20 protein-coding genes are annotated in these 22,565 nt (G+C 47.9%); 15 read left to right on the top strand and 5 right to left on the bottom strand.

All coding sequences use genetic code 11. The features are described from left to right. Positions 1-19 precede the first annotated feature (19 nt). From recJ to EA26_RS03370, 5 genes are all read left to right on the top strand, one after another. Entirely contained in the window at positions 20-1,759 is a 1,740-nt protein-coding gene (recJ, locus tag EA26_RS03350; protein ID WP_039424112.1) for a single-stranded-DNA-specific exonuclease RecJ, read from the top strand. A gap of 139 nt (positions 1,760-1,898) precedes the next feature. Beyond that, a protein-coding gene (prfB, locus tag EA26_RS03355; protein WP_152593337.1) for a peptide chain release factor 2 occupies positions 1,899-2,997 on the top strand; the annotation gives its coding sequence in 2 pieces (ribosomal slippage) (positions 1,899-1,973 and positions 1,975-2,997; 1,098 coding nt in all). Between the two features lie 33 nt (positions 2,998-3,030). Next, the gene (gene lysS / locus EA26_RS03360) at positions 3,031-4,572 is read left to right on the top strand and encodes a lysine--tRNA ligase (RefSeq protein WP_039424119.1); all 1,542 of its coding nucleotides are present in this window, start codon (positions 3,031-3,033) and stop codon (positions 4,570-4,572) included. 300 nt (positions 4,573-4,872) lie between these two features. Continuing rightward, positions 4,873-6,207, top strand: a complete 1,335-nt coding sequence (vpsR, locus tag EA26_RS03365; RefSeq protein ID WP_039424121.1) for a cyclic-di-GMP-binding transcriptional regulator VpsR — start codon at positions 4,873-4,875, stop codon at positions 6,205-6,207. A 485-nt stretch (positions 6,208-6,692) separates the two neighbouring features. After that, positions 6,693-6,944, top strand: coding sequence for a hypothetical protein (locus tag EA26_RS03370; protein ID WP_039424124.1), 252 nt, complete (start codon positions 6,693-6,695; stop codon positions 6,942-6,944). A 41-nt stretch (positions 6,945-6,985) separates the two neighbouring features. Here EA26_RS03370 and EA26_RS03375 read toward each other — a convergent pair whose 3' ends face one another. After that, entirely contained in the window at positions 6,986-8,020 is a 1,035-nt protein-coding gene (locus tag EA26_RS03375) for an NADP(H)-dependent aldo-keto reductase (protein ID WP_039424126.1), read from the bottom strand. A 195-nt stretch (positions 8,021-8,215) separates the two neighbouring features. On the opposite strand from EA26_RS03375, the gene EA26_RS03380 reads away from it, so the two are divergent. Further along, positions 8,216-8,527, top strand: coding sequence for a DUF6482 family protein (locus tag EA26_RS03380; protein WP_039424127.1), 312 nt, complete (start codon positions 8,216-8,218; stop codon positions 8,525-8,527). Here EA26_RS03380 and mutH read toward each other — a convergent pair. After that, entirely contained in the window at positions 8,514-9,197 is a 684-nt protein-coding gene (gene mutH, locus EA26_RS03385; protein ID WP_039424130.1) for a DNA mismatch repair endonuclease MutH, read from the bottom strand. The genes EA26_RS03380 and mutH overlap by 14 nt on opposite strands. 621 nt (positions 9,198-9,818) lie before the next feature. Between mutH and rppH the strand changes: the two genes are divergently transcribed. Genes rppH through EA26_RS03410 form a run of 5 tightly spaced genes read left to right on the top strand, consistent with a single transcriptional unit; the run spans position 9,819 to position 15,107 of the window. Then, complete coding sequence (rppH, locus tag EA26_RS03390) at positions 9,819-10,337, top strand: RNA pyrophosphohydrolase (RefSeq protein ID WP_039424132.1); 519 nt, start codon at positions 9,819-9,821, stop codon at positions 10,335-10,337. Between the two features lie 2 nt (positions 10,338-10,339). Further along, a complete protein-coding gene (ptsP, locus tag EA26_RS03395; protein ID WP_039424136.1) occupies positions 10,340-12,586 on the top strand; it encodes a phosphoenolpyruvate--protein phosphotransferase in 2,247 nt (748 codons plus the stop codon). An 11-nt stretch (positions 12,587-12,597) separates the two neighbouring features. Next, a complete protein-coding gene (locus tag EA26_RS03400) occupies positions 12,598-13,389 on the top strand; it encodes a sulfite exporter TauE/SafE family protein (protein ID WP_039424139.1) in 792 nt (263 codons plus the stop codon). A 41-nt stretch (positions 13,390-13,430) separates the two neighbouring features. Next, positions 13,431-14,243 (top strand): prolipoprotein diacylglyceryl transferase, encoded by an 813-nt coding sequence (gene lgt, locus EA26_RS03405; protein WP_039424142.1) that lies wholly within the window; start codon positions 13,431-13,433, stop codon positions 14,241-14,243. A 12-nt stretch (positions 14,244-14,255) separates the two neighbouring features. Beyond that, positions 14,256-15,107 (top strand): thymidylate synthase, encoded by an 852-nt coding sequence (locus EA26_RS03410; RefSeq protein WP_039424144.1) that lies wholly within the window; start codon positions 14,256-14,258, stop codon positions 15,105-15,107. 80 nt (positions 15,108-15,187) lie between these two features. Here the strand turns inward: EA26_RS03410 and EA26_RS03415 are convergent, their stop codons facing one another. Continuing rightward, the gene (locus EA26_RS03415; protein WP_039424146.1) at positions 15,188-16,336 is read right to left on the bottom strand and encodes a flavohemoglobin expression-modulating QEGLA motif protein; all 1,149 of its coding nucleotides are present in this window, start codon (positions 16,334-16,336) and stop codon (positions 15,188-15,190) included. Positions 16,337-16,457: 121 nt separating this feature from the next. Beyond that, positions 16,458-17,606 carry a Na/Pi symporter gene (locus EA26_RS03420; protein WP_039424148.1) on the bottom strand — a complete coding sequence of 383 codons (1,149 nt, stop codon included), beginning with the start codon at positions 17,604-17,606 and terminating at the stop codon, positions 16,458-16,460. Positions 17,607-17,978: 372 nt separating this feature from the next. On the opposite strand from EA26_RS03420, the gene nhaR reads away from it, so the two are divergent. Beyond that, positions 17,979-18,869, top strand: a complete 891-nt coding sequence (nhaR, locus tag EA26_RS03425) for a transcriptional activator NhaR (protein ID WP_039424151.1) — start codon at positions 17,979-17,981, stop codon at positions 18,867-18,869. Positions 18,870-18,997: 128 nt separating this feature from the next. Further along, positions 18,998-19,306 carry an ArsR/SmtB family transcription factor gene (locus tag EA26_RS03430; protein ID WP_039424155.1) on the top strand — a complete coding sequence of 103 codons (309 nt, stop codon included), beginning with the start codon at positions 18,998-19,000 and terminating at the stop codon, positions 19,304-19,306. A 134-nt stretch (positions 19,307-19,440) separates the two neighbouring features. Here EA26_RS03430 and rpsT read toward each other — a convergent pair whose 3' ends face one another. Continuing rightward, a complete protein-coding gene (rpsT, locus tag EA26_RS03435; RefSeq protein ID WP_039424157.1) occupies positions 19,441-19,701 on the bottom strand; it encodes a 30S ribosomal protein S20 in 261 nt (86 codons plus the stop codon). 248 nt (positions 19,702-19,949) lie between these two features. On the opposite strand from rpsT, the gene murJ reads away from it, so the two are divergent. Both murJ and ribF read left to right on the top strand, forming a co-directional pair. Further along, positions 19,950-21,512, top strand: coding sequence for a murein biosynthesis integral membrane protein MurJ (gene murJ / locus EA26_RS03440; RefSeq protein ID WP_039424159.1), 1,563 nt, complete (start codon positions 19,950-19,952; stop codon positions 21,510-21,512). Positions 21,513-21,584: 72 nt separating this feature from the next. After that, positions 21,585-22,520, top strand: a complete 936-nt coding sequence (gene ribF / locus EA26_RS03445; RefSeq protein ID WP_039424161.1) for a bifunctional riboflavin kinase/FAD synthetase — start codon at positions 21,585-21,587, stop codon at positions 22,518-22,520. The last annotated feature ends 45 nt before the right edge of the window (positions 22,521-22,565 follow it).

Below are 22,565 nucleotides of genomic sequence, written 5' to 3' on the forward strand. Positions count from 1 at the left end.
GTTTGGCTCTATTCAACGCATGATAGAAATACAACGTCGACCTGAACCCGATCTCTCTCTGTTACCCGACAGTGTCCCTGAACTGCTTAAGCGCATTTATATCAACCGTGGCGTGACTGATATTGCTCAGTTGGACAATGCCGCAAAAGGTCTCCATTCCTATCAAAAGCTGCATGGCATTAACCTCGCGGTCGAGCTTTTGTTTCAAGCCATTCGAGAGCAAAAACGCATCATCGTGGTTGGCGATTTTGACGCCGATGGCGCGACCAGCTCTGCCCTGTCGGTTTTGGCGCTGCGCATGCTTGGTAGCCGCAATGTCGATTATCTGGTGCCAAATCGTTTTGAAGATGGCTATGGCCTGAGCCCTGAAGTGGTGGATCAAGCGCTCGAACTGGGCGCAGAAATGATCATGACGGTCGACAACGGCGTCTCTTCCATTGAAGGGGTGAGGTACGCTAAGCAAAATGGCTTGCAAGTACTGGTCACTGATCACCACTTGCCGGGCGCGCAATTGCCGGATGTGGATGCCATGGTGAACCCGAATCTGCAAAGCTGTGCCTTTCCTTCCAAAGCATTGGCCGGGGTTGGTGTCGCCTTTTACCTGATGATGGCGCTGTGCGTACACATGCGAAAAGCGGGCTGGTTTGCCCAGCAAGGCATGGCCGAGCCCAAGTTGATGGAGCTGGTTGACTTGGTAGCGCTTGGCACCGTGGCTGACGTGGTGCCGCTGGATGAAAATAACCGCATTTTGGTCCATCAAGGTTTGCAGCGTATTCGCGCTGGTAAAGCGCGTCCGGGGATTCAAGCGCTGATCGAAGTGGCCAAGCGCGATGCGCGACGTCTGGTTGCCGCCGATTTTGGCTTCGCGCTTGGGCCGCGCATCAATGCCGCGGGGCGTCTCGATGATATGTCTTTCGGCGTTGAGCTGCTGCTGAGTAACAATATCCACGCCGCACGGCGCATGGCCAACGAGCTGGATGCGCTCAACCAAACGCGCAAAGAAATTGAAGAAGGGATGAAGCAAGAAGCACTGGCGTTTTGTGAGCGTCTGGAGTTTGGAGAGAACACTGAACTGCCTTATGGACTGGCTCTGTTCCAGCGCGATTGGCATCAAGGGGTAATTGGCATTCTCGCCTCGCGCATCAAGGAGAAATACCATCGCCCGGTGATCGCGTTTGCCGATGGCGGTGATGGTTTGATCAAAGGATCCTGTCGCTCTGTTCCCGGTTTACACATGCGTGATGCATTGGATCTTATCGACACGCAAAACCCAGGTTTGATCCTCAAGTTCGGCGGGCACGCGATGGCGGCGGGGTTGACCATCAAAGAAGCCGATTTTACGCGCTTTAGCCATCTGTTTGATCAGGTTGTGAAACAAGAACTGGATGAAGCGGCGCTCAAGGGGATCATTCTCTCCGATGGCGAGCTCCAACCGGAGCAGTTTTCTATGCATACCGCGGAAATGCTGCGTTCGGCGGGGCCGTGGGGACAAGGTTTTCCAGAACCAATTTTTGATGGTGAGTTTAAACTGCTACATCAAAAACTGGTGGGTGAGAAGCACCTCAAACTGATGCTCGAACCACTTTTTAAAGGCCACCCGACTAACATAATGGTGGATGGCATCGCCTTTAACGTCGATCTGCGACGCTGGCCTGATGCGTCGGTGAAAACCGTGCGTTTGGCGTATAAACTCGACATCAATGAGTTCCGCGGCAATCAATCGTTGCAATTGATGGTGGACCATCTCGAAGCAAGATAAATGTTCATTCGAAGCCCCGAACCGTGGGCTTCGAATGCTTTGGCTGACGAGTGAACATCGGCCAAATTTTTCCTGTATCTCTGTCACATTTTTCAGTAGAATTCTGCGGTTAAATTCTACTCTAAAATGTTGAGCCAACATGTTTGAAATCAATCCTATTAAAAACCGTCTTCAGGACGTGTCTGCGCGCACGAATGTCCTGAGGGGGTATCTTTGACTACGACGCCAAGAAAGAGCGTCTTGAAGAAGTCAACGCAGAACTAGAGCAACCTGACGTTTGGAACGAGCCAGAACGCGCTCAAGCGCTTGGCCGTGAACGCGCTTCATTGGAAGCGGTAGTGGAAACCATCGACCAGCTTGATCAAGGTGTTGACGACGTTGAAGGCTTGCTTGAACTCGCTATCGAAGCAGAAGATCAAGAAACGTTTGACGAAATTGGCCCTGAGCTGGAAGCGTTAGAAGAGAAACTGGCGGGTCTTGAGTTCCGCCGTATGTTCTCTGGCGCGCACGATTCATCCGATTGCTACATCGACTTGCAAGCGGGCTCTGGCGGCACAGAAGCGCAAGACTGGACCAGCATGATGCTGCGTATGTATCTGCGTTGGGCCGAAGCGAAAGGCTTTAAAACCGAAGTGATTGAAGTCTCTGAAGGCGACGTCGCGGGTCTGAAATCGGCCACTGTGCGCATTGTCGGCGATTACGCTTATGGTTGGCTGCGTACCGAAACGGGCGTGCACCGTTTAGTACGTAAATCGCCTTTTGACTCGGGCGGTCGTCGTCACACTTCATTTGCTTCTGCGTTCGTTTATCCTGAGGTTGATGAAAACATCGATATCGACATTAATCCGGCCGATCTACGTATTGACGTATATCGTGCGTCTGGTGCGGGTGGTCAGCACGTTAACACCACCGAATCGGCGGTACGTATTACCCACGTACCAACCAACACTGTGGTACAGTGCCAAAACGATCGTTCTCAGCACAAGAACAAAGATCAGGCGATGAAACAACTGCGTGCGAAGCTGTTCGAGCTGGAACTGCAAAAGCAAAACGCAGAGAAACAAGCGAATGAAGATGCGAAATCCGATATCGGTTGGGGCAGCCAGATCCGTTCTTACGTACTGGACGACTCTCGTATCAAAGATTTACGTACCGGCATTGAAAACCGCAATACCCAAGCGGTGCTTGATGGCGATCTGGACAAATTTATCGAAGCCAGCCTGAAATCTGGCTTATAAGCTTTTCACCGACAAAACAGGATAGATCGAAAAATGACTGATGCTGTTCAAAATGAAACCGTACAAGAAGCTTCTACACCAGAAGAGAATAAGCTCATTGCTGAGCGCCGCGCGAAGCTAGAGCAAATTCGCAAGAGCTGCAAAGCCAATGGCCATCCAAACGACTTCCGTCGTGACAGCCTTGCTGGCGACCTTCAGAAACAGTTCGGTGAAAAGAGCAAAGAAGAGCTGGAAGCGCTAAACCATGTGGTGGCGATCGCGGGCCGTATTATGGCGAAACGTGGCCCATTCTTGGTTATCCAAGAAACTTCTGGCCGCATTCAAGCGTACGCAGATAAAGAAGTACAAAAAGTACTGAAAGAGAAGTACCAAGGTCTGGATATCGGTGACATCATCGGTATTAAAGGTGCGTTGCACAAATCGGGTAAAGGCGATCTCTACGTCAACATGCAAGAGTACGAATTGCTCACTAAAGCATTGCGTCCTCTGCCAGAAAAATTCCACGGCCTGACTGACCAAGAACAGCGTTACCGTCAGCGTTATGTGGATCTGATCGTCAACGAAGATTCACGCAACGCGTTCAAAATTCGCTCTAAGCTGATTTCTGCTATCCGCCGTTACATGGAGTCAAAAGACTTCATGGAAGTGGAAACGCCAATGATGCAAGTGATCCCTGGTGGTGCATCTGCGCGTCCGTTTATCACTCACCATAATGCACTGGATCAGCAAATGTTCCTGCGTATCGCGCCTGAGTTGTACCTCAAGCGTTTGGTGGTTGGTGGTTTTGAACGTGTGTTCGAGATCAACCGCAACTTCCGTAACGAAGGTCTTTCTCCACGTCACAACCCAGAATTCACGATGATTGAGTTCTACATGGCGTACGCTGATTATAACGATCTGATTGATTTGACCGAAGACATGCTGCGTACAGTGGCGCTGGAAGTGTTGGGCCACACGTCAATGCCTTACGGCGATTTCACTGTGGAATTCGGCGGCAAGTACGCACGTATGACCATGCTGGAAGCGATCAAGCACTACAACCCAGACCACGCTGACATTCAGGCGTTGACGGTAGAAGACGTGCAGGATCGTGACAAGCTGGTGGCTATCGCGAAATCACTGGATATCTACGTAGAGAAATTCTGGACCTGTGGCCAGCTACTGGAAGAGATCTTCGGTGAAACCGCAGAACCAAAACTGATCCAGCCAACCTTCATCACTGGCTACCCGGCAGACATCTCTCCGCTGGCACGCCGTAGCGATGACAACCCGTTCTTCACTGACCGCTTTGAATTCTTCATCGGTGGCCGTGAAGTGGCAAATGGTTTCTCTGAACTGAATGATGCGGAAGATCAGGATCAGCGCTTTAAAGCGCAGGTTGACGCGAAAGATGCTGGTGACGACGAAGCGATGTTCTATGACGCGGACTACATCACTGCGCTTGAGCACGGCCTACCGCCAACGGCAGGACAAGGCATTGGTATCGACCGTCTGGCGATGCTGCTGACCAACACGCATACCATTCGCGACGTGATTCTGTTCCCTGCAATGCGCCCGCAGTCGCAAGCACAATAAGCACTCAAAAATAGCAAAAACCACCTTCGGGTGGTTTTTTTATTTATGCTGAAACCAAGATGATACGCATCACACTTTTGAGACAAGGCCTTTTGCTTAACTCGAAAGGTGCAAAGAAATTATTTGCTATCTTATTGGTATTACTTCTATTTTTTTAGTGAAAATGTCAGTTTGCTTCCAAAGCTAAGTGGTGAGCATATCAATTGTCAGTGGTCTTATTTATAAGACAGACTTGAATGTCATTACTCTTGATAATGTATGCAAAGAAAGAGCGTAGTAAGAAGAATATAAGGGTGTTCTATGGCTGGTCAGTTTAAGATGGATTCTGTCCCGGGTTCTCTTGTGGTGGTAGGCGGATCGTACGAGCCTTGGCTATCTGTGTTAGAGCAGGTTGGCTGGAAGTGTCATCAAAGCGGTGACCTGCGCAAAGCCGATGCACTTTTGGCTGATATTGGTCCTTGTATCGGGATTGTGGATCTCAGCCATGATGAATTTAGCCTCAATGGCATTGCTAACTTGGTCAGTGCACACAAACACGTTCGTTGGCTGGCGTTTATTCGCGAGTCTCAACTTAGCTCAGACACGATTTGCCAGTTTATCGTCAACTTCTGCATCGATTTCTTCACCGCCCCTATTCCGGATGCTCAGCTCCTTAGCACCATTGGGCACCAACTTGGCATGCTCAAATTAGAGAAGAAAGTGTGGCCAAGTTTTGGCAATAATCAGGATATGGGGCTTATCGGCGATTCCATGCCGATGAAGCGCTTACGTGATCAGATCAAACGGATCGGCCCAACCGATGTGAGCATTCTTATCTACGGCGAAAACGGTACTGGCAAAGAGACAGTGGCTCGTGCGGTACATAAAATCTCGTCGCGTGCACACAAGCCGTTTTTCTCGGTAAAGTGTCGAGCGTTAAGCGAAAAGCGCTTTCAAGCGGACGTGTTTGGCATTGGCGCGGACGACAATGCAGGGCCATCGATTCTTGAACAGGCTGACGGCGGCACCGTGCTGTTCAACGATATTCTAACCATCTCAAAAACTCAGCAGTTGAATCTGCTGCGCTTCTTGCAAGAGGGAGCTATCGAAACCAACGATGGAATGAAGAGCATCAATGTTCGCATTTTAGCTGCGAACTCATCGGATATTGAGAAGGCGTTGATCGATGGCGATTTTAACGAAGAGCTTTATCACTACATCAATGTGCTACGCATTAATGTGCCGAGCTTAAAGGAGCGAGCTAGCGATATCGGCCTTTTGGCGCGCTATTACTTGCAGGAGTTCTCCAAAGAGTACAACTTGCAAGCCAAAAGTTTGTCCGAAGATGCGCAGCGTGCCCTAACACGCTATTCTTGGCCGGGTAACGTACGTGAGTTGATGAATCAGATCAAACGTGCGGTTTTGATGTCAGACAACGTGATGATCGAGGAATCGCTGCTTGATCTCCCCAAGCGAGGGGAGAGTAAACGCAGCCTAAAGAGCATTCGAGAAAAGAGTGAGCGCGACGCATTACTGCTGGTGTTGGAATCTCATTCAGGCCAAGTGTCGAACGCAGCCAAAGAGCTCGGTGTTTCACGGGCGACGATGTACCGCTTGCTGAACAAACACAATCTGATCTCTGAACAAGTCGTTTAAATCGGTTGATTCTTACAAGGCCACCTCGCAAGTGGCTTTCTATTTTTAGATTCAGTGGAAATTTTTATATTCTCTAGTTGAATATCTTATTTCTAACGCTATATGCAATTTGTATATAGGGAAATCTACGGTATTTTTACAATTTCCTAAAAAGTGTTTGATTATAAGGTGATTTTGGCTAGAATTTAACCGTGACTACTTAGTCACATCCTATCAAATCGTTTGGATTAATAACCTCAGGAGGGGCATAACATGTTGAATCTTTTTGCACATCAACCCGCTTTTGCTTCTCGAGATACACATTCATCTGTGATGTTTGCTGGTGTTGGCGCAGGCGCTGATACCCGTATTGATGGTTAGTTAATCCGCACCTTTAGTTTGTAATTGGGCTGCGGAAAATGGCAGCTCGGTTAGAGACATTCGTTATCTTCATTTTTAGTGTCTGCCATTTTTCTCAGCAAAAATTTTGTTTTTGGAGAAAAATTATGCGTCATTCTATTTATTTGAAACTAGCCACTTTGTTGGTGCAAGCCGATCTAAAACGTGAAGAACGCCAATGGGCAGCGCGCGTTCGCCGCAGTAGCTATGATATTCCTTGGGCCAATGCGTTTTTGCTCAAAGATATCGGTTTGGACGAAGGTGGACGAATGAATCCGAATACGATACCTGATGATGTGAAAGTCGCTCGTCGTATGCGTCATATGCGTCGGGTATTAAGTGCGCGAATACCGACGTAAGACTAAGGCTGCGACGCGTTTTGGGTCGCAGCCTTAACCGCTTATGGGCAGGGATTGGAATACGTAGTGCCAATCTCCTGAATTTTAGTTAACACCTCTTCACTTAACTCGAGATTAATGCTGTCAATATTGGCTTTAAGCTGCGCAATGCTGGTTGCGCCGATGATATTGGCAGCAACAAATGGACGCTGGTTGACGAAGGCCAGTGCCATTTGAGCTGGATCTAAGCCCGCCTCTTGCGCCAACGCGACATAGGCTTGTGTGGCCTTAATTCCTTGCGGAGTAAAATAGCGTTGAAAGCGTTCAAACAGGCTGCATCTCGCCCCCGCGGGTTTGGCTCCGTTCAAGTATTTCCCACTCAGGCAACCAAACGCCATTGGGGAATAAGCCAATAACTGGACGCCTTCGTAGTGGCTTATTTCTGACAAACCGACTTCAAAACTGCGATTGAGCAAGTTGTAAGGATTTTGAATCGAGACAATTCTCGGTAAATCATGCTTTTCGGCCAAACGCAGTAAACTCATCACGCCCCAAGGTGTTTCATTTGAGACGCCGATATAACGCACTTTTCCTGCATTGACCAATTCAGTCAGCGCCTCTAAGGTTTCTATCAGAGTGACCTCTTCTTGGGCGTCTGGGTAAGGGTAGTTTAGCTGGCCGAAGCAATTGGTTTGTCTTTGTGGCCAGTGTAACTGGTAGAGATCGACGTAGTCAGTTTGCAGGCGTTGTAGGCTGTCGTCGATCGCGGTATGGATATGACGGCGGTTCAAACTCATGTTTTCTCGGATGTAGGGGACATTTCTTGGTCCCGCCACTTTAGTCGCCAGTACGACTTTCTCCCGTTTGCCTGATTTGCCTAGCCAGTTCCCGATAAACTGTTCTGTAAGACCTTGAGTTTCCGCTTTGGGCGGCACCGGATACATTTCTGCGGTATCGATAAAATTGACGCCATGATCTACGGCGTAGTCGAGCTGGGCAAAGGCGTCCTGCTCAGTATTTTGTTCACCAAACGTCATCGTGCCTAAGCAAATTTTGCTGATCTCAAGGCTGGAGTGGGGAAGTTTGCTATATCGCATGGCACATCCTTGTCGGTAGAGAGTGAAGTCAACTCAAGCAGTGTTTTGCCTGTCTCAACTGGCTGAATTGTAGGTGATCAATATAGGGGAAATTAGGCCGCTGCCCAAGTGGTTTAGATGCGATTCGTAATCTCGTTACTTTTGACTAAACTGGATCATTACAGGACTTGTTATCACGGAAGTAGGAGCTGGATGATGCAAAAACATCAACTGGATCTGTGGATGCAGAGTCATTATAAAGAGGGAGACGGGATGCCTAAGGTGTTTGTCGTTGGCTGCTCAAATGTCAACGAGTACTCATTAGCGGTGGAATACAAGCACCATTTTGAACCGATCATCGATGGCGATGATCCAATCCATTTTACCTCATTAGAGCAGGTCAAAGACGAACTGGTGCGACTTGGGATCAAGAAAGCGTATCTGCGTTTGCATAACGCTTACGAAGAGTGTGGCAGCCCTAAAGCCAGCCTTTATTGTGACATCGAAATCGCCGTTACTCCTCATTAACGGCCGCAATGAAGGCGCTTTTGAGGATCTGTTCGGTAAATTGAGTGCGCAGATAAAAACCTCTGGGTAGGGTTTTGATCGGTTTGCCGTTGGCATTATACGCTTCGGTCAGAGCGCGGCTGTTGGCGGCTTTTGGCCTCAAGTGGAGTGCTTCGCCACGTCGCGCGGAAATTTGATCGTACTGGCCAAGAGCGATCTGCTCCATCAACTCTTCCCAATCTTGGCGTAGGATCGTTTCTTGCTCCGCTGAGGGAGACCAAAGAAGTGGTGAGCCGACTTGTCTCATGGCGAGAGGAATTTCTCGTTCACCTTCGACCGGAATCCATAGCACGCGAGAGAGCTTGTTGCGTACATGGCTGTTGTACCACGTTAGGCCATGAATCCCTGTTAAAGGCGCGACGCATACAAAGGTGGTTTCCAAAGGCTTGCCACTGTAACTGACAGGGATGCTTTTTAGTTCAATTCCCAATTCAGAAAAATCTTGTTGCGGCTTACTGCCGGCTGGGGCTCCTAAGTGCCATTCTAAAAGTTGCCCGACCCAACCTTTGTCTCGCTTGAGGTTTTCGGGGACCTCCATACCTGCTTCTTCGGCCAGTTCCGCAAAGCTAAGACCAGCAATTTGTGTCGCGCGCTCAAAGAGCTCATGTTCTGACTGGGGAACGGGTTTCATTGATAGTAGGCTCTGGCAAATAAAGGGGCCATTTTAGCAAAAAATACGGCTTGGGAAGCAGTGCAAATCGATCAGAAAGCGTTATTTTTGGATCTTTTGACAAGTTATCCACAGAAGTCACTGCTGTTTCCACTAGTAACTCAGGTGCATGGATCAATAAACAGTACCTGTGTCACCAATAGAGGCTTGATTTTCTGTGTGAACTCTGAGTTTGTCCTACTTTGATGTGGATAAATTAGCCACTGTATGATCTTTGACCGATCCGTTTGTGATTAAAAGATCATCAGGGTTAGTGTGATCTTTCAAAGAAGGTATGACTGATTAACTTGTTGATTTAATTTGTTTTGTTTTTGTTTTCTCAGCGTTTTTTCTAGATTGTGTATTTTTTTTCTTCAAGGCATTAAGAATGTTCCTCTCATTCTACACAAAGTTATTCACAGAAAAGGTGAATAAATGTGGGCAATGTCTCAATCTGGTGTTGATAACTGGTATATCGCTGTAAAGTTATGCACTAAAGCTCGAAACGCGATAAATCTTAGCGATATCACATCAGTAAGTTTGCTACTGCTGGGGATATGTGGAAAAATCACTGTAATAAAAATTTATTTTAGAGGTTAGCCAGTGATAGATGGCGATGGTTACCGGCTGAATGTTGGTATAGTGATTTGCAATAACCATGGTCAGGTCTTCTGGGCTAAGCGATACGGGCAACACTCTTGGCAATTTCCTCAAGGGGGAATTGATGATGGAGAAACTCCAGAACAGGCCATGTTCCGCGAGTTGTACGAAGAAGTCGGTCTTACACACAAAGATGTTAAGATCATAGCGAGCAGTCGTCACTGGTTAAGATACAAACTACCAAAACGTCTGGTTCGCTGGGACTCTAAGCCTGTTTGTATCGGCCAAAAACAGAAATGGTTTCTTTTGCGTCTTGAATGTGATGAATCCAGGATTGATATGCAAAGAGGAAGCTCTCCTGAATTTGATGGTTGGCGCTGGGTGAGCTATTGGTATCCGGTTAGACAAGTGGTCTCATTTAAACGCGATGTTTATCGTCGGGCGATGAAAGAGTTCGCCTCTTTAGCTATGCCTTTTCGAGAACGTAAGGTGAAAGGCAAGAAAAGCAAACGCAGAGGGTAACTATGCTGAGCCAACTAAGGGAGATAGTTGAAAAAGTTTCTCGGGTCGAAGATGTTCATCTGGCATTGAACATTTTAGTTCGAGAAACTTGTACAGCATTGAACACGGAATGTTGCACCATTTACCTCGCGAATGAGGAGAGGCAGCGCTTAGAGTTGATGGCAACGCAGGGGCTGATTTTCCAGGGAGATAGTATCCACATTCGTTTTGAAGAGGGGTTAGTGGGTTTGGTGAAGCGCAGTGCCGAACCACTTAACTTGGCCGAAGCGTCTAAACATCCTGCATTTAAATACTTTCCTCAATTGGGCGAAAAGGTCTACCACTCTTTTCTTGGGGCGCCGATCATTCACCGTAAAAAGGTGCTTGGAGTGTTGGTCATCCAGCAGAAAACACCGCGCCTATTTAATGAAATGGAAGAGTCATTTCTGGTGACCTTGTCTGCGCAGTTAGCGGTGTTGATCGCGCATGCGCAAAGCCAAGGGCACTGGTCCCTTTCTTCTAAACCCGCAGCGATTCAAGGCATAGCCGCTTCCAGTGGCGTCGCGATTGGCGAGTTTTGGTTTGATAACTCTCAGCCTCAGCTTGCAGAGGTTTGCCCGGCATCCACTCTGGATAAAGAGCGTGAACAAGAGTGGCTGCTGGTCTCGATTGAAGCCGCCCTCGCTGATTTCCGGCGTATGCGTAAAAAATTCGACAGCGAAATCAACAAAGATGCGCTGGCGATATTCGACTTGTTTACCCATTTGCTCAATGATCCCATGCTACGCACCGATTTGAAAAAGCATATCGAACGGGGGGATCGCGCAGACTGGGCGCTGCGCCAAGTGGTGGAAAGCTACTCCAACCGTTTTGCCCGTATGTCGGATGTCTATTTGCGTGAGCGTGCGCAAGACGTGCGTGAGCTTGGGCAACGATTGCTCTTTTTTCTGCACAACAGTGAACATGAGTTGCAACCTGTTGATCGCCCGGTGATCTTGGTTGCTCATGAACTGACGGCTTCTCTGCTCGCTTCTATTCCTAAAGAATACTTACTGGCGGTTGTTTCTCTTGAAGGTGCCGCCAACTCGCATGCGGCAATTTTATCGCGCGCCTTAGGCGTGCCCGCAGTGATGGGGGCCAACCTCAATCTGGCAGAAGTTCATGGCAAAAAGGGGATTGTTGATGGCTACACTGGTGAAATTTACCTAGAGCCAAACAAGCAGATATTGCGTGAATACCGCAATCTGATCACGGAAGAGACCGAATTGCATGCCATCGTCAACCAAGAGTTGGCGGAGCCTGCGCAAACGCTGGATAAAGTACCGGTGGAGCTACTACTTAATGCAGGGCTCAGTGCCGATAGTAATATTGCCATTAACTCTGGCGTGGATGGCGTGGGATTGTATCGCACCGAAATTGCGTTTTTGCTGCAACACCGATTTCCTTCCGAAGAGGAGCAGTGGCAGCAGTACCGCGCTATTCTCAACAGCTACCCTAACCAACGAGTAGTGATGCGCACTTTGGATATCGGCGGAGATAAAGCGCTGCCCTATCTGCCAATTGAAGAAGATAACCCGTTCCTTGGTTGGCGTGGGATACGCTTTACTTTAGATCATCCAGATATTTTTCTCATTCAAGTGCGCGCGATGCTGCGTGCCAGCATTGAGCACAACAATCTTAGCATTTTGTTGCCGATGATTTCTGGCGTGCGGGAGCTGGATGATGCAGTTCGTTTAATTGAGCAAGCCTATCAAGACGTGCTGCAATTTGCACCGCAAGTCCAGCGGCCAAAAATTGGCATTATGATCGAAGTGCCGTCAATGGTGTATTTGATCCCGGTCATCGCCAAACGGGTCGATTTTGTTTCGGTGGGAACCAACGATTTAACCCAGTACTTATTGGCGGTTGACCGGAACAATTCGCGGGTCGCGGATGTCTACGAATCCATGCATCCTGCGGTGATGCAAGTGCTCAGGCAGATCCGCCAACAGTGTGAAAAGTACCAGTTACCCGTGTGTATCTGTGGGGAATTGGCTGGCGATCCTTTTGGTGCTCTGCTGTTGCTTGGCTTGGGATATCGCAGTTTAAGCATGAATACCTCTAACGTGGCGAGGATTAAGTATTTGATTCGCCACAGTCAGCTCAGTGATTTACAACAACTGGCGCAACGCGCGCTCGACATGTCGTATGGCGATGAAATTAGCCAGATGATGCGAGCGCATTTTATTGAACATGATTTTGCTGGCTTTGTTCGTGCTGGTAAAAAGTAGAGTAGGTTTTTATGAACATTGAGTTGTTGATGCTTTTGTTGGCACTAGGTGCTTTTGTCGGTGTGATGGCGGGATTGTTGGGAATTGGCGGCGGGCTGATTGTGGTTCCGGCGTTACTTTATCTATTGCCTTGGGCGGGAATTCCCACGGAGCTGAGTATGCATATAGCGCTGGCGACTTCCCTTGCGAGCATTATTGTTACCTCGGGCTCGTCCGCGCTTAACCACCTCAAGTTGGGTAATGTCGACATGTTCGTGGTTAAATGGCTGATGCCCGGTGTGGTGGTGGGCGGCTTTATTGGTGCCAATATTGCTGAATGGATCCCAACCCAATACCTGCCGAAAGTGTTCGGTGTCATTGTTCTGTTTCTTGCTTTGCAGATGTTTCGCTCCATTCGCGTCACTTCGCAGAAAACCATGCCAGGGAGTTTTCTGACAATGGTGTATGGCAGTGGCATTGGCGTGGTTTCAAGCTTGGCTGGCATCGGTGGCGGCTCGCTTTCGGTGCCGTTTCTCAACCGACACGGGGTCGAAATGCGTAAAGCGGTCGGTTCATCCTCGGTGTGTGGCTGTGTGATTGCTATTGCGGGAATGAGCGGTTTTATTTTACATGGTTATCAAGCGCAAGGTCTACCGAATTACAGTATCGGCTATGTCTATCTTCCCGCTCTGGCGGCGATTGCGGGGACATCGATGTTGACCACGCGATTTGGCGCTAAATGGGCGACGACACTCCCCACGGCGGTGCTGAAAAAAATCTTTGCACTGTTTTTAATGTTTGTAGCACTCACCATGTTACTCTAATTCGAATTTTCTCCAGCTGTTAACGTTAAGAGTACTTATTTATGTCTCAGGGATATCTGACCTTTCCCAATATTGATCCTGTCTTGATTTCCATTGGCCCGATCTCCGTCCGTTGGTATGGGCTGATGTATCTGGTTGGCTTTATGTTTGCTATGTGGCTGGCCAATCGCCGTGCGGATAAGCCCAACAGTGGCTGGAAACGCGAACAAGTTTCCGATCTATTGTTTGCTGGGTTTCTTGGCGTGGTCGTCGGCGGACGTTTAGGTTACGTGCTTTTCTACAACTTTGACCTGTTTTTAGCTGATCCGCTGTATTTGTTTAAGGTTTGGACGGGCGGTATGTCATTCCACGGCGGTTTGCTTGGTGTGATTACTGCGATGTTGTGGTATGCCAAGAAGCATGGCCGCACCCTCTTTGGCGTCGCAGATTTTGTCGCACCGTTAGTGCCGTTTGGGCTTGGTGTTGGGCGCCTTGGCAACTTTATGAATGGCGAGCTGTGGGGCCGAGTAACTGATGTGCCGTGGGCGATGATTTTCCCGACAGGGGGGCCACTGCCGCGCCACCCTTCACAACTGTACGAAATGGCGTTAGAAGGTGTGGTTCTCTTTTTCATTCTTAACTGGTTTATCCGCAAACCTCGTCCGCTCGGCTCGGTTTCAGGGCTATTTTTGGCTGGATATGGTACATTCCGCTTCCTTGTGGAATACGTACGTGAGCCGGATGCGCATTTAGGTCTGTTTGGTGGTTTCATTTCGATGGGACAGATCTTGTCTTCGCCGATGATCTTCGGTGGGTTGGCACTAATGCTGTGGGCTTACAAACGTGGTCACTACCAAGATAAAGCAAGTGCATAGTAAGGAATTGAAGTGAAACAATATTTAGAACTGTGTCGCCGCATCGTCGATGACGGACACTGGGTTGAAAATGAACGCACCGGTAAACGCTGTCTTACGGTGATCAATGCGGATTTAACCTACGATGTTTCCAACAACCAATTCCCTCTAGTGACAACGCGTAAGAGTTTTTGGAAAGCCGCTGTGGCTGAGCTACTGGGTTATATTCGTGGCTACGATAGCGCTGCGGATTTTCGTAAACTTGGCACAAAAACTTGGGATGCCAATGCTAACTTAAACCAAGCATGGCTTAGCAACCCTTATCGCAAAGGGGAAGATCACATGGGCCGCGTGTATGGAGTTCAAGGACGTGCTTGGGCCAAGCCGGATGGTGGCCATATCGACCAGTTACGCAAAATTGTCGATGACTTGGGTCGTGGAATTGACGATCGCGGTGAAATTCTCAATTTCTATAACCCCGGTGAGTTTCATATGGGTTGCCTGCGACCATGCATGTATAGCCACCATTTCTCTTTGCTTGGTGACACCTTGTACCTCAACAGCACCCAGCGTTCATGCGATGTGCCATTAGGGCTTAATTTCAACATGGTTCAAGTGTATGTGTTTTTGGCTATCATGGCGCAGATAACTGGCAAGAAGGCGGGGCAGGCCTACCACAAGATAGTCAACGCACACATCTACGAAGATCAGTTAGAACTGATGCGAGAGGTGCAACTGAAACGTGAGCCTTTGGCGCCGCCGACCTTCCACATTAACCCAGAGATCACATCGCTCGAAGATTTGGAGACTTGGGTAACGCTAGACGACTTCTGGGTGGAAGGGTATCAGCATCATGATCCTATCCAGTATCCGTTTTCGGTTTAACGTCACTTGTTCGATAGCAAGTCAGTGATTAATGAAGGGCTCAATGGAGCCCTTCTTGCTTTCGATGGCATGATTCAGGCTTATCTCAATGCATTAGCAACGAACTTATAGATGGGATCGGCTTGAGCAGGCTTGGTGATGGCTGGGCTAATGAACCTAGGTGGCAAAAGAATCTCATCTTTCACTAACGCTTTGATCGCGGAGAAATAACGAATCTCGGTTTTACCCGCGAGAAGCAAATTGAAGTCATCGCCGAGGTCGTCATACGCGTTGAGAATTTGCCGAAATCCGCGCAAATATAAGTAGTCTTTCGTGTAACCACCACCACGGTAGACGCGTGCGGTGATGGTAAAGGCGGTCATATCGTCGGCCTTGTATTGCTCTTTCAGTAGCAAAAAGGTGTTTCTAAAATCGCGGTCTTTGATCATCGACTCCACCGCCACAACACGCAGGGCTAAGGTTCTCAGCCGTTTCAAACTAAAATGACCAGAGAGAAACTCACACAGTATCGCCAGCCCTTCTTGCGTGGTGGTGTTGACTGGGCAACCAAGGCTGAGCAATTTTAGCGGTTGAGCGCGGCCATTCAAGGTGGTTAAAAGATGGACGCCAAGCTCATGATGAGCGAGGGCATGTAACTCTTTGGTGGTGATGTTGGCCGAGGCGTTGATCTTAACCTTAGTGCCTGAAACAAGGGCATTAGCGATCATGCTGGGATTGATTTCAATTTCGCCACTGTAGCCGTGATCTTGGCAAAATTGCCCCATAAAGGCGGCGATAGAATGGCAATCGTGTCGTGATTCTTGCTCTTCTTCGGTCGGTAAATGCAGAAGAAAATGGGCGTTACGCACATCTTTGTCGCTTGGCTCGCCATAGTAACGTAACGAGTTATACAGAAATTCAGCCTGGCCAATAGAGCAGAGCTGATCCAGCTTATCCGCATAGGATTGGATGATATCGATATAAAGCTGTCTTAGCGCTGGGTGGTCAATTTGCTCAATCGGCAATGCATACAAATTGCGTTTAGCGAGATGAACATCCAACGATTTTGTTTGGTATTTGAAAGCGGGTTCAACGGAGAAGCGATTGTCAAAGAAGCGTTGACGTTCTTCTTTGTAGTTAAGAGGTGTCACACTGCTGAGAATATCGATGCCTTCAACCAATGGAGCCAGTTGTTCATCGATAGTGCTGGCGACTGAAAGTAGCTGTTGTTTATCTGTATAGTCCATCATACCTGCTGCTCGTTTTTTCTTTAGTGTGTCTTAGCTGGCGATATTTGCCAATCAAAACCTAGTATTCGAGCAAAACAAAAGGGGGAAGCATTCGCTTCCCCCTTATTGGTATCCGTCTGTGTTAAGCGGTAAAGGCGAGAATAGCGCCAGGAATCAATAGAAAGACGGTCAGTAAATAGCCAGCAACAACCGCTTTGTTTTTCATTGCCATCTCAGAGATAAGCTCAGCACCTTTGAGTGGAATCTCACGTAGGAATGGGATTCCGTAGATGAGCAAGGTTGCCAGAACATTAAACGTTAAGTGGACCAGAGCAATTTGCAGTGCAAAGACGGCGAACTCACCCGACACAGCCGTTGCGGCTAAGAGGGCCGTGATACAAGTACCGATGTTCGCGCCAAGTGTAAAAGGATAAACATCACGCACTTTCAAAACGCCTGTGCCCACGAGTGGCACCATCAAGCTGGTGGTGGTTGATGACGATTGAACTAAGACAGTCACGACTGAACCAGATACGATGCCGTGAATAGGGCCGCGACCAATCGCGTTTTTCAAAATATCGCGAGCACGGCCAACCATTAGGCTCTTCATCAGTTTGCCCATCACAGTGATGGCAACAAAGATAATTGCAATACCCAAGACAATCAGCAGGATGCCACCAATGGTGTCGCCGAAAGCACCTAACGGTTCTTTAACAGCACTCACAACGGGTTTGGTGATTGGCTTGATGAAATCAAAGCCCTTCATGCTCATATCACCGGTGTTCAGCAGTGGTGAAACCAGCCAGTGAGACACTTTTTCTAAAATGCCGAACATCATCTCCAGCGGAAGGAAAATTGCCACGGCCAGCAAATTGAAAAAGTCATGAATGGTGGCACTGGCAAAAGCACGTTTGAACTCTTCTTTGCAGCGCATATGACCGAGAGAGACCAGCGTATTGGTCACCGTGGTACCGATATTGGCACCCATTACCATAGGAATGGCGGTTTCGACAGGAAGGCCGCCTGCCACAAGGCCGACGATAATCGACGTAACGGTACTGGAAGATTGAATCAGAGCTGTTGCGACCAAACCAATCATCAGGCCAGCGATAGGGTGTGAGGCAAATTCAAAAAGTACTTTGGCTTGATCACCGGTTGCCCACTTGAAGCCACTGCCGACCATAGATACTGCTAAAAGCAGTAGATATAACATGAATGCCAAGTTAGCCCAGCGGAGCCAGCGAGTTGTCACCGAAATCGGCGCCGCTGTTGTTGTAGCTTGGTTCATCATAATTTTCTCCATTGACCGCAAGAATAGGTGTTTGGTCTGTTGTTGAAACTGAGGGCGATACTAGTGGGGTAATATTTCATTATTATTACAGTTCGGTGTCACAATGACTTTTTCTGGCGCGTTCGAGGTTTTTCGCAGTAAGATAGGTGCTTGTGTTGTTTAATATATTGATTTTTAAGTGATATTTATTTTTCTGGTGCTGGGGTTTATTTGCTTGTTGAGTGGGTGATATGTCACAAAATATGACAATATGAAATTGATATCTTCGATATTAATATGATTATCTGAGTTTTTTTTCGGATTATTCGATATGTTTGCTGCCTTTTGTCATATTTGCTATAACTATCGTTCGCACATTTTAGGTCAATCAGCATGTCACATCTCAATTATAACCACTTGTACTACTTCTGGATGGTTTGTAAACAAGGCTCGGTTACCAAAGCGGCCGACGCGCTTTTTCTCACTCCGCAAACAGTGACCGGGCAAATCAAAGCGCTGGAAGATCGGATGAAAGGCAAATTGACCAAACGCAACGGTAGAACGGTTGAGCCGACCGAGTTAGGGCAATTGGTGTTCAAATATGCCGATCGTATGTTTGGTTTAAGTTATGAGATGCTGGATATCGTTAATTACAGCCAACACTCAAATATCTTGTTTGAAGTGGGGGTTGCCGATGCCCTGTCGAAGCGTTTGGTGAGTAAGGTTTTGATGACAACGGTGCCGGAAGATGATCGTATTCATCTGCGTTGTTATGAATCGACGCATGAGTTGTTGTTAGAACGTTTGGCTCAACATAAGCTCGATATGATCCTTTCTGACTGTCCTGTCGATTCGACTCAAAGTCCCGGTTTATACAGCAAGAAACTGGGTGAAAGTAGCATGAGTTTTTTCTCATCAAGCAAACTGGACAATACGGACTTTCCCGCAATCTTAGAGCGTAAGAAATTGCTGCTGCCGGGTGGTCGAACGGCAATGGGGCGTAAAGTCATGCAGTGGTTTGACCGTCAGGGGATGCAACCTGATGTGCTCGGCGAGTTTGATGACGTGGCTTTAATGAAAGCGTTTGCCCGATACCACGACGATGTGATTTTTCTTGCACCAACCGTGTATATGTCTGAGATAGAGGACGACCGCACTTTGCAGTTGATCGGTCATGTTGAAGATTTGAAAGAAGAGTATTACGTGATCTTTGCGGAGCGCATGATTCAACACCCCGCAGTGAAAAACGTTTGTGATGCAAATTTTAGTCACTTGTTTACATGAACGAGTTCCTTCGATACTACGAATAGATTACTATCTACAAAAGTATAAACTCAAACTATAAAATTACTCTTACACAACTATCTGCAACAACCGTTGGGACATATAAGTTGTAGCTCGGGGACCAACCAATGAACTTAAAAGAAATGGAGCAGAATTCTGCTAAAGCTGTGGTGCTGTTAAAAGCAATGGCGAATGAACGGCGTCTACAAATCTTATGCATGCTGCACAATCAAGAACTTTCTGTTGGCGAGCTCTGTTCTAAACTAGAACTGAGTCAATCGGCACTTTCTCAACACTTGGCGTGGTTACGCCGCGATGGCTTAGTGTTGACACGCAAAGAAGCGCAGACCGTTTACTACACGTTAAAAAGTGAAGAAGTCAAAGCGATGATTAAGTTGCTCCACAGTCTTTACTGTCAAGAATCGCCGTGTGCGTAGGCATTAAAGATGGTTGATAGAAAAAAGCTGGCGATGCCAGCTTTTTTATTGCCTGTATTAAAAGGCAATAAAAATTCTGCAAATAAAAAAACCGGCATTAAGCCGGCTTTTTCTTCACTGAAATCAGAGCGCTATTACAGAGCTTTGATTTGTGCAGCGAAACGAGACTTGTGACGAGCAGCTTTATTCTTATGAATAAGGCCTTTAGTCGCCATACGGTCTAGGATTGGTGTAACTACAGCGAAAGCTGCAGTTGCGCCTTCTTTGTCGCCAGCAGCGATTGCAGCAACAGTTTTCTTCATGTAAGTGCGCATCATTGAACGACGGCTAGCATTGTGCTGACGACGTTTTTCAGCTTGGATAGCGCGCTTCTTAGCAGATTTGTTATTTGCCAAGGGTCTAACTCCCAAAAACTTTAGTTCGGTGACAATTTAAGGGCGAGGAATATCCCTCATTTATGCCCGATTGTCAAATGATTTGTGCAAAAACCCATCGAGCCAAAAGAACTTTTGGTAAGAAAGGTTAACGCGGTTAAGATGGCGGGGATTCTATCAGCATTTTCAGACCAATGCTAATAAATATCCGCTTCGATTCTAATAAAAGGCGGAGAAAGGTTAGGCTACGGTGAGATTTCGAGGTTATTGTGAGTAAACGACTCCTTAAGTCCGGCTTGATCGTCAGTGCTATGACGCTGATTTCAAGGGTTTTGGGCTTAGTACGCGACGTAGTTGTCGCCAATTTAATGGGCGCTGGAGCCAGTGCCGATGTTTTTTTCTTCGCCAATAAGATTCCTAACTTTCTAAGACGCTTGTTTGCCGAAGGCGCCTTTTCCCAAGCGTTTGTTCCTGTTCTGACGGAGTATCACGCCAGTGGCGACATGAACAAAACGCGCGATTTGATCGCGAAAGCGTCAGGTACTCTGGGTGTGATCGTCACTGTGGTGACCATTTTGGGCGTTCTGGGTTCAGGCGTGGTCAGTGCACTTTTCGGCGCTGGATGGTTTCTGGATTGGTTGCGCGGCGGGCCTGCCGCAGAAAAGTTTGAGCTAGCGAGCTTTATCCTCAAAATTACCTTTCCTTATCTCTGGTTTATCACTTTTGTTGCGCTGTCCGGGGCTATCCTAAACACCATGGGGAGATTTGCCGTTTCCTCTTTTACTCCAGTGTTTCTCAATGTGATGATGATCTTGGCGGCTTGGTATATTGCCCCGTATCTTGCTCAGCCGGAAGTAGGCTTAGCGATAGGGGTCTTTTTAGGCGGATTGGTGCAATTTCTCTTCCAACTGCCTTTTTTAATCAAAGCAGGGGTGTTGGTCAAACCGAAATGGGGATGGCGAGATCCGGGCGTGGTTAAAATTCGCACCTTGATGCTGCCTGCGCTGTTTGGTGTCTCCGTTAGCCAAATTAACCTTCTTTTCGACACCTTTATTGCCAGCTTTTTGCAAACCGGTTCGATCTCTTGGCTCTACTATTCTGACCGCTTGCTCGAGTTCCCGCTTGGCTTGTTCGGCATTGCGATTGCGACGGTTATCTTACCTGCGCTGTCGCGTAAACACGTTGATGCACACAGTGAAGGCTTCGCCCATACCATGGATTGGGGAGTACGTATGGTGACCTTGCTCGGCATCCCCGCCATGCTCGGACTGATGGTTTTAGCCAAACCTATGCTGATGGTACTGTTTATGCGCGGCGAGTTTAGCCCGCAAGACGTTCACCAAGCTTCTCTATCGCTGCTGGCGTACGCATCGGGCCTGCTGAATTTCATGTTGATCAAGGTTCTCGCCCCAGGGTACTACTCACGTCAGGACACCAAGACGCCAGTTAAATACGGCATTATTGCTATGGTGACCAATATGGTGTTTAACGCGATTTTCGCTTGGTTTTATGGTTATGTCGGCTTAGCGGTGGCGACAGCTCTGTCGGCATTAGTGAACATGGCGCTGCTGTATCGAGGTTTACATCTAGCTGGGGTTTACCGGATTTCTAAGCGAACCGTCTATTTTATTGCACGTTTAATCTTGGCTGGCGCAGCAATGGTTGCGGTCTTGTTGTGGAAAATGGAGCAGATGAGCACTTGGTTAGCATGGACATCGGCTCATCGCGCTGGGGAGCTACTTCTGCTGATTTTGATCGGCGCAATTGCTTACTTAATCTCGGCGTTTTTGTTCGGGATTCGGCTAAAAGACCTAAAAGCTGGGACAGAGTAAGCTCGATTAGTATATAATCCGCCAGTTTGACACTGCATAAATAGAAAAATAGAGGCACTTCGCTGTATCCAAATGGAACTGATACGAGGCATTCATAATATAAGGTCGCAGCATCGTGGCTGTGTATTAACCATCGGCAATTTTGATGGTGTCCATCTCGGGCATCAGAAAGTGTTGCGTCAGGTTTCTCTGCAAGCCAGAGCCATGTCACTGCCGTCTGTGGTCATGACTTTTGAACCTCAGCCGATGGAGTTGTTTGCCAAAGAAAAGGCACCAGCGCGATTAACCCGTTTGCGGGATAAATTTGTGCAACTTGGCAAGTTAGGACTGGATCGTTTGTTGTGTGTCAATTTCAACCGACATTTTGCCGCTCTTGATGCTGAGGCATTTATTCGCGACTTGTTGGTCGAGCGTTTGGGTGTTAAGTTTCTTGTTGTTGGTGACGATTTTTGCTTTGGCAAAGCGCGTCAAGGCAACTTCACCATGTTGCAAGAAGCAGGAAAGAAATACGGTTTTACCGTGGTTAATACTCAAAGCTTCTGTTTAGAGCAGTTACGAGTGAGCAGCACCGCCATTCGCGAGGCGTTAGCCGATGACGACTTGCCCGCTGCGGCTCAGATGCTTGGGCGGGATTACAGCATTAGCGGCCGTGTCTCTCATGGCCGGAAATTAGGCAGAACCATAGGTTTTCCGACGGCAAATATTCCGCTTAAGCGCTGTGTTTCCCCGGTTTCTGGCGTCTACGTTGTGCAAGCGTTAGGGCTTGCACAAAACGCCATTGGCGGCGTGGCCAATATTGGTCAGCGTCCGACAGTAAACGGCGTTCGTCAGCAGTTAGAAGTGCACTTATTCGACTTTCAGGCCAACTTGTATGGCAAACAGTTAGAAGTGGTACTTTTGCATAAGCTGCGTGATGAAAAAAAGTTTGAGTCTTTTGACGCACTCAAACAGCAAATTGAATTGGATGCTGAGGCAGCAAGGGTGTGGCTGCGTCAGCTAACTCGTTGAACGGTTTATTCCACCGAACAACATAATGTCTAACTTTCGCCCAAT

Origin of the sequence: Vibrio navarrensis, from assembly GCF_000764325.1 — a bacterium.
In the GTDB taxonomy this organism is placed as follows: domain Bacteria; phylum Pseudomonadota; class Gammaproteobacteria; order Enterobacterales; family Vibrionaceae; genus Vibrio; species Vibrio navarrensis.

What these genes read in the sequence shown, in the direction of transcription:
- nhaR (WP_039424151.1), top strand. Translation starts at nt 17,979, where the DNA reads ATGTCACATCTCAATTATAACCACTTGTACTACTTCTGGATGGTTTGT.
- vpsR (WP_039424121.1), top strand. Translation starts at nt 4,873, where the DNA reads ATGGCTGGTCAGTTTAAGATGGATTCTGTCCCGGGTTCTCTTGTGGTG.
- EA26_RS03375 (WP_039424126.1), bottom strand. Translation starts at nt 8,020, where the DNA reads ATGCGATATAGCAAACTTCCCCACTCCAGCCTTGAGATCAGCAAAATT.
- EA26_RS03370 (WP_039424124.1), top strand. Translation starts at nt 6,693, where the DNA reads ATGCGTCATTCTATTTATTTGAAACTAGCCACTTTGTTGGTGCAAGCC.
- EA26_RS03400 (WP_039424139.1), top strand. Translation starts at nt 12,598, where the DNA reads ATGAACATTGAGTTGTTGATGCTTTTGTTGGCACTAGGTGCTTTTGTC.
- lysS (WP_039424119.1), top strand. Translation starts at nt 3,031, where the DNA reads ATGACTGATGCTGTTCAAAATGAAACCGTACAAGAAGCTTCTACACCA.
- lgt (WP_039424142.1), top strand. Translation starts at nt 13,431, where the DNA reads ATGTCTCAGGGATATCTGACCTTTCCCAATATTGATCCTGTCTTGATT.
- EA26_RS03430 (WP_039424155.1), top strand. Translation starts at nt 18,998, where the DNA reads ATGAACTTAAAAGAAATGGAGCAGAATTCTGCTAAAGCTGTGGTGCTG.
- EA26_RS03380 (WP_039424127.1), top strand. Translation starts at nt 8,216, where the DNA reads ATGCAAAAACATCAACTGGATCTGTGGATGCAGAGTCATTATAAAGAG.
- EA26_RS03415 (WP_039424146.1), bottom strand. Translation starts at nt 16,336, where the DNA reads ATGATGGACTATACAGATAAACAACAGCTACTTTCAGTCGCCAGCACT.
- EA26_RS03420 (WP_039424148.1), bottom strand. Translation starts at nt 17,606, where the DNA reads ATGATGAACCAAGCTACAACAACAGCGGCGCCGATTTCGGTGACAACT.
- recJ (WP_039424112.1), top strand. Translation starts at nt 20, where the DNA reads ATGATAGAAATACAACGTCGACCTGAACCCGATCTCTCTCTGTTACCC.
- ribF (WP_039424161.1), top strand. Translation starts at nt 21,585, where the DNA reads ATGGAACTGATACGAGGCATTCATAATATAAGGTCGCAGCATCGTGGC.
- mutH (WP_039424130.1), bottom strand. Translation starts at nt 9,197, where the DNA reads ATGAAACCCGTTCCCCAGTCAGAACATGAGCTCTTTGAGCGCGCGACA.
- ptsP (WP_039424136.1), top strand. Translation starts at nt 10,340, where the DNA reads ATGCTGAGCCAACTAAGGGAGATAGTTGAAAAAGTTTCTCGGGTCGAA.